Source organism: Mesorhizobium silamurunense (assembly GCF_014843825.1).
GTDB classification, from domain to species: domain Bacteria; phylum Pseudomonadota; class Alphaproteobacteria; order Rhizobiales; family Rhizobiaceae; genus Mesorhizobium; species Mesorhizobium silamurunense.
This window is the reverse complement of the sequence record NZ_JHQR01000094.1, coordinates 26,669-33,574: the sequence shown is the minus strand read 5'-3', so window position 1 is coordinate 33,574 and position 6,906 is coordinate 26,669. Positions and strand designations below refer to the sequence as shown.

Annotated in this window: 2 protein-coding genes; both read left to right on the top strand. The window is 59.9% G+C overall.

The features are described from left to right. Positions 1–4,716 (top strand): HAMP domain-containing protein (locus tag DH10_RS11345; protein ID WP_192384737.1); only part of this gene is annotated, 4,716 nt, incomplete at its 5' end. 11 nt (positions 4,717–4,727) lie between these two features. Further along, positions 4,728–6,899 carry a response regulator gene (locus tag DH10_RS11340; RefSeq protein WP_246811541.1) on the top strand — a complete coding sequence of 724 codons (2,172 nt, stop codon included), beginning with the start codon at positions 4,728–4,730 and terminating at the stop codon, positions 6,897–6,899. Positions 6,900–6,906: the final 7 nt, after the last annotated feature.

Sequence of the window (6,906 nt, the reverse complement as noted above, 5' to 3'; positions counted from 1 at the left end):
TTCGCTTCGGAAGTGACGCGCGTCGCACGTGAGGTCGGCACGGAAGGCAAGCTCGGCGGCCAAGCGCAAGTTCGCGGCGTTGCCGGCACGTGGAAGGATCTGACTGACAACGTCAACTCGATGGCCGAGAACCTGACCGGCCAGGTTCGCAACATTGCCGAGGTGACCACCGCGGTCGCGTCTGGCGATCTGTCGAAAAAGATCACGGTTGCGGTGCAAGGCGAAATTCTCGAGCTCAAGGACACCATCAACACGATGGTGGATCAGCTGAACTCGTTCGCTTCGGAAGTCACGCGCGTGGCGCGCGAGGTGGGCACGGAAGGCAAGCTCGGAGGCCAGGCTGAGGTGAGGGGTGTCGGTGGCACCTGGAAGGACTTGACCGACAACGTCAACCTGATGGCGGCCAACCTGACCGGCCAGGTCCGCAACATCGCGGAAGTGACCACGGCCGTCGCCCGAGGCGACCTTTCGAAAAAGATCACTGTCGACGTCAAAGGCGAAATCCTGGAGCTCAAGGACACCGTCAACACGATGGTCGACCAGCTGAACTCTTTCGCCTCCGAAGTCACGCGCGTTGCGCGTGAAGTCGGCTCGGAAGGCAAGCTTGGCGGGCAGGCGCACGTGGAAGGTGTCGGCGGCACTTGGAAAGACCTGACCGACAACGTCAACGCGATGGCCGGCAATCTGACGGTGCAGTTGCGTGACGTGTCCAAAGTGGCCACGGCGATCGCGACCGGCGACCTGACCCAGAAGATCACCGTCGATGCGCTGGGCGAGATCCTGCAGATCAAGGACGTGATCAACACGATGGTTGATCAGCTGAACTCTTTTGCCTCGGAGGTGACCCGTGTGGCGCGCGAGGTCGGTTCCGACGGCAAGCTCGGCGGCCAGGCTCAGGTGCGCGGCGTGGCCGGCACCTGGAAAGACCTGACCGACAATGTGAACGCGATGGCGGCCAACCTCACAGGCCAGGTGCGCAACATTGCCGAGGTGACCACCGCCGTGGCCCTGGGCGACTTGTCGAAGAAGATCACCGTGGACGTGAAGGGCGAAATCCTCGAGCTCAAATCGACCATCAACACCATGGTCGACCAGCTGAATTCCTTCGCGGGCGAGGTGACGCGTGTCGCTCGCGAAGTCGGCACCGAGGGAAAGCTCGGCGGCCAGGCGCAGGTGCGCGGGGTGGCCGGTACCTGGAAGGACCTGACTGACAATGTGAATTCCATGGCCGAGAACCTTACCGGCCAGGTTCGCAACATTGCCGAGGTGACGACCGCAGTTGCGCGTGGCGACCTTTCGAAGAAGATCACCGTCGACGTGAAGGGCGAAATCCTCGAGCTGAAGTCGACCATCAACACCATGGTGGACCAGCTGAATTCCTTTGCCGGCGAGGTGACGCGCGTGGCCCGCGAAGTCGGCACCGAAGGCAAGCTTGGCGGACAGGCGCAAGTCCGCGGCGTTGCCGGCACCTGGAAGGATCTGACCGACAACGTCAATCTGATGGCGACAAACCTGACCAATCAGGTTCGTGGCATCGCCGACGTTGTGACTGCGGTCGCGCAAGGCAATTTGAAGCGCAAGCTGACAGTGGACGCGAAGGGCGAAATCGCCTCCCTCGCTGACACCATCAATGGCATGATTGAAACCCTCGCCACGTTTGCAGACCAGGTGACCAACGTCGCACGCGAAGTGGGCATAGAAGGCAAGCTTGGTGGCCAGGCACGCGTGCCTGGCGCAGCCGGGCTCTGGCGCGATCTGACGGATAACGTCAATCAGCTGGCAGCCAATCTAACCACCCAAGTCCGCGCCATCGCCGAAGTCTCGACGGCCGTGACAAAAGGCGATCTGACGCGCTCGATCAGCGTCGAGGCCTCGGGCGAGGTCGCCGCCCTCAAGGACAACATCAACGAGATGATCCGCAACCTCAAGGATCAGACGCTGAAGAACGCCGAGCAGGATTGGCTGAAGACCAATCTCGCCCGCTTCTCGCGCATGCTCCAGGGCGAGCGCGATCTGGCCACCGTGTCGCGCCTTATCATGTCCGAACTCGCTCCTCTGGTGAACGCGCAGTATGGCGTCTTTTACGTGACCAATCGCGACGAGGATGAGTCCTATCTGGAGCTAGCGGCGTCCTACGGCGCTGAGAGCAGGGCGGCCATGAAGCAACGCCTTGACCTACGCGAAGGCCTGGTCGGCCAGAGTGCCGCCGACAAGCGGGCGATCATGCTTGACAATGTCCCGCCGGACTTTCTGCAGATAACGTCAGGCCTCGGCAGCAGCCGGCCGGCAAACGTGATCATTCTTCCCGCTCTGTTCGAGGACGAGGTGAAAGCCGTCATCGAACTCGCATCGTTCGGCGAGTTTCGCGACACGCACCAATCGTTTCTCAATCAGCTGATGGAATCCGTCGGCATCGTTCTCAACACCATCGCGGCAACGATGCGGACCGAAGGCCTGCTCAAGCAGTCGCAGCTGCTGACATCCGAATTGCAGGCGCGTCAGACCGAGCTCACCAAGAAGCAGGAAGAACTGCACACCACAAACGAAGAGTTGCAGGAAAAAGCTCAGCTTCTCGAGAACGAGAAGAAGCAGGTTGAAAACAAAAATCTCGAAATCGAGATGGCGCGAAGGGCGCTGGAGGAGAAGGCCGAGCAGCTGGCGCTTACCTCAAAATACAAATCCGAGTTTCTTGCCAATATGAGCCACGAGCTCCGGACACCGCTGAATTCGCTGCTCATCCTGTCCAACCTGCTAGCAGCCAACCAGCAGGGCAATCTCAACGAAAAACAGGTCGAGTTTGCCCGCACCATCAATTCCGCCGGAACGGACCTTCTCAGCCTGATCAACGACATCCTCGACTTGTCGAAGATCGAGTCCGGCACCGTTTCGGTCGACATCAACGATATGCCCGTGGCGCATCTCAGACAGCATATGGAGCGAACGTTCCGCCAGCTTGCTGCCGACAAGGGGCTTGGCTTTACCATCAAGGTGGATCCCGCTCTTCCCGAGACCGTGCGCACGGATGAAAAGCGCTTGCAGCAAATCGTCCTCAACCTGCTTTCGAACGCCTTCAAGTTTACATCCGCGGGCGAAGTAAGCCTGCAGTGCCGAGTTGAGAAGACCGGGCGCCGCAACGGTGCCAAACAGCCGACGAAAGCCTTGGCCATTGCCGTGACCGACACGGGCATAGGCATTCCGGAGGACAAGCAAAAGCTGATCTTCGAGGCATTCCAGCAGGCCGACGGCACCACCAGCCGCAAGTATGGCGGCACCGGGCTTGGCCTCTCGATCAGTCGCGAGATTGCTCGCCTGCTTGGCGGCGAGCTGAGGGTCGAAAGCACCCCCGGCAAAGGATCGACATTTACACTCGTCATTCCCTTGGATGGTCCAAGGGTCGCCATGACGACGCAGCCGGAGCTGCTTCCGGCCACGGAGGCGATCGCCACGACCGCACCGCCCAGCAGCTTGCCGTCAGCGGAATTGATGGACGATCGCGATGCCATATCATCGGAGGACAGGGTCGTTCTGATTGTCGAGGACGACCCGACCTTTGGCGGCCTGCTGCTTGGCCTGGCGCGATCGGCCGGGCTGAAGGGCGTGCTGTCGACCGCGGGCTCCGGAACTTTGGCTCTGGCCCGCAAGCTGGTTCCCGACGCGATCACTCTCGATCTGGGGCTTTCGGACATCGACGGCTGGGTGCTCTTTGATCTGCTGCGCCATGATCCGAAGACCAAGGCTATTCCGGTTCATGTGATTTCCGGCGCCGAAGACACCGAAGATCTGGCCCGCAAGGGCGCATCGAGCGTCTCTTCCAAGCCCGTGTCGTCCGACGAATTGATGAACGTGTTTCAGGACATCCATTCAAGGAAGCTTCGCATTCAGCGCCGGGTCCTTGTCGCCGACCCAGATCCGGAGCGCCGCCTCTCGTTGGTCGAAGCGATCCGTGACGGCGTCACCTCGGTCACTGCTGTCGGTCGTGTTGCCGCGAACGCGGATCACCTGGACGTCGCCTCCTATGATGCGGTTGTGCTCGGCTTCGGGAGATCGGCCAAGGACAACGCACAGGCGCTCGATGAACTTGCCGATCAATTCTCGGGCGCTTCGCCGCCGCTTCTGTTCTTTGCCCCTCACTCGGAGGCAATCGAACAAGTTCTGACGTTGAATCCGGCCTGGACGGATGTCCCGCGGGCCGAGAATTTCGCTCAACTGGCTTTGCATATTTCGGCAACGCTTCCGGGCGGGGCACGCTCGGGCAATGGGACGGAAACCGGAGAAACCGACAATAAATTCAGTCTTGCCGGCGCCAAGGTGCTCATCGTGGACGACGACATCCGAAACATTTATTCGTTGACCAGCGTCCTTGAGACTTACGACATAGAGGTAATGCACGCCGAGCGTGGCCGGGACGGAATCGCGTTGCTTGAAGAAGTCCCTGATGTTGACGCTGCCTTGATCGACATCATGATGCCGGAGATGGATGGCTACGAGACCATGCGGCGGATTCGCAACACGCCTGCCATTGCTCACATCCCGCTGATTTCCGTAACTGCCAAGGCAATGAAAGGCGACCGGCAGAAATGCCTGGACGCCGGAGCTTCCGACTACATCGCCAAGCCTGTCGATCTCGATCTTTTGCTGGCGCTGCTTCGGGTCTGGATCGGACGCTCTCGGGCGCGGGTCGAGACTTCGGAAAAGCTGCTCTTGTCAGTAAACTGACGGGTGCCCCGATGCAAAAGCCATCGCGTATCCGTTCAAAGAAATTGGAGATCGCGCAGCTCGCCGAGGGCGCTGCAAAGGCACGTGTCCTCGCCGTCGATGATGACGAGCGCAATCTGTTGGCGATCCAAGAGGTTGTGGCTCCAATTGCGGAGGTGGTCGCCGTGCAATCTGGCGAGGAGGCCCTGCGATGCCTGTTGAAGCAGGATTTCGCCGTTATTTTGCTGGACGTGCTGATGCCCGGTCTCGACGGCTACGAGACGGCCGCACTGATCCGCCAACGCGGACAATCCAAACGCACCCCTCTCATTTTCCTTACGGCCATTAACAAGGAAGATGCTCACATGCTGCGCGGCTACGATGCCGGCGCTGTGGACTATGTGTTCAAGCCGTTCGACCCGGTCATGCTTCGCTCCAAAGTGGCTGTCTTTGTCGAGCTTCATGAAAAGACGCTCGAGATTCAGCGCAAGGCGATCGCCGAGCAGGCCTTGCTGGCAAAGGCCTTGCAGGCCGAAAAGGAAAAACTCGAAGCTGAGCGATCGCTGCGCAACGCGGAGGAGCGCCAGGAAGCCATTCTTGGCTCGTTACCCGTCTGCTTTCACGCGCGAGCCGCCCAGCCACCCTTTGCAGCCCGCTTTGTCACCAAAGGTGTCGAACGCCTGACGGGATTTCCACCGGAGCGCCTCACGTCCGATCCTCGCTTTGGCTTGAGCCGTGTGCATCCTGATGATCTGCCAAGAGTGCGGGAAGCGTTGCTGTCGGCAAAGACTACAGGATCCTACACGTGCGAGTTCCGCTGGCAGTGCGCCGATGGCAAATACCGCATCTTTCTTGACCAGGGCATTCTATCGAAGAGCGCCGACGGGCGCCGACCCGAGATCTTGGGAACATTGCTTGACGTGACTGAGCGGCGTGAACTCGAAGATCAGCTTCTTCAATCGCAGCGCCTCGACGCAATCGGCAAGCTAACGGGAGGGCTGGCGCATGACTTCAACAATCTGCTTGCCGCGATTCTCAGTGGACTGGGATTGCTCGAGCGGCACGCTCCGCTCGACGAGCAGGCGAGACAAGTCGTTGACCTAACCCGGCGCTCGGCGAAACAAGGCGCGGAACTTGTCACCCGTATGCTCGCCTTCTCGCGGCGTCAGAATCTGAGGCCGGCAGCCGTGCGTCTCGCTGCCCTGGGAGACACGATGAATGGGCTGGTGGCGCCGGTGCTGGGTGGCCTGATCCGCTTTGAATGGAAAGTCGACAATTCCGTTTGGCCCGCGCACGTCGATGTCGGGCAGCTTGAGCTGGCCTTGATGAACTTGGTTTTCAATGCACGCGACGCCATGCCGTCGGGTGGAACAATTACAGTGAACGCACAAAATCGGACGATTGAAACCGCCTCCGACGATCTAACACCCGGCGCCTATGTGGTTGTCACGGTCAGAGACACCGGTGCGGGCATCCCGCAGGACATTCTGGCCAAAGTGGTCGAACCCTTCTTCACCACAAAGCCGGTCGGCAAAGGAACGGGCCTAGGTCTCAGCACGGTTTATGGATTCATGAAGCAGTCAGGCGGTTCGCTCCGCATAGATAGTGCGGTGGGTCGCGGAACTGCCATGGAATTGTGGTTGCCGCGTTCGATCGAGCAGCCAGCCAGCGATGTTGTTGAGCCCGATGTGGAGCGGGTCGATGCGGGCAAGGAACTCCCGTCCATTCTTTTGATCGACGACAGCAACGTCTTGCGGCAACTGACTGCACAATCACTTCGGCAGCGTGGTTTCGCAGTAACCTGCGCAGCAGGGGGGGTCGAAGCGCTCGCAATTATCGAACGGGCGCCACATGATTGCGACGTGATTGTCACTGATTTCGCCATGCCCCTGGTATCCGGGGTGGAGGTCATTCGCTTTGCGCGTAATCTCCGCTCCGCATGGCCGGCGGTCATTATTACCGGATATGCTGACGCGGACGCGATTGCCGATCGCCCATCGGACGTGCCACTGCTCAACAAGCCGTTCCGCGAAAAGGATCTCATAGAGAGCATCCTCCGCGCCAACGCGAATGTCGGCCCAAAGGCAATCAAAATAGGGTATGCAACAATCGGGGCTTGCTTCAACTTCGGCCCTGTTACCTGTCTCGTCCAAGTCGAAACTGCGAACTATGAGCTACCGATCCCTTTCAGTGGAGGACGGTGAGCCCGAT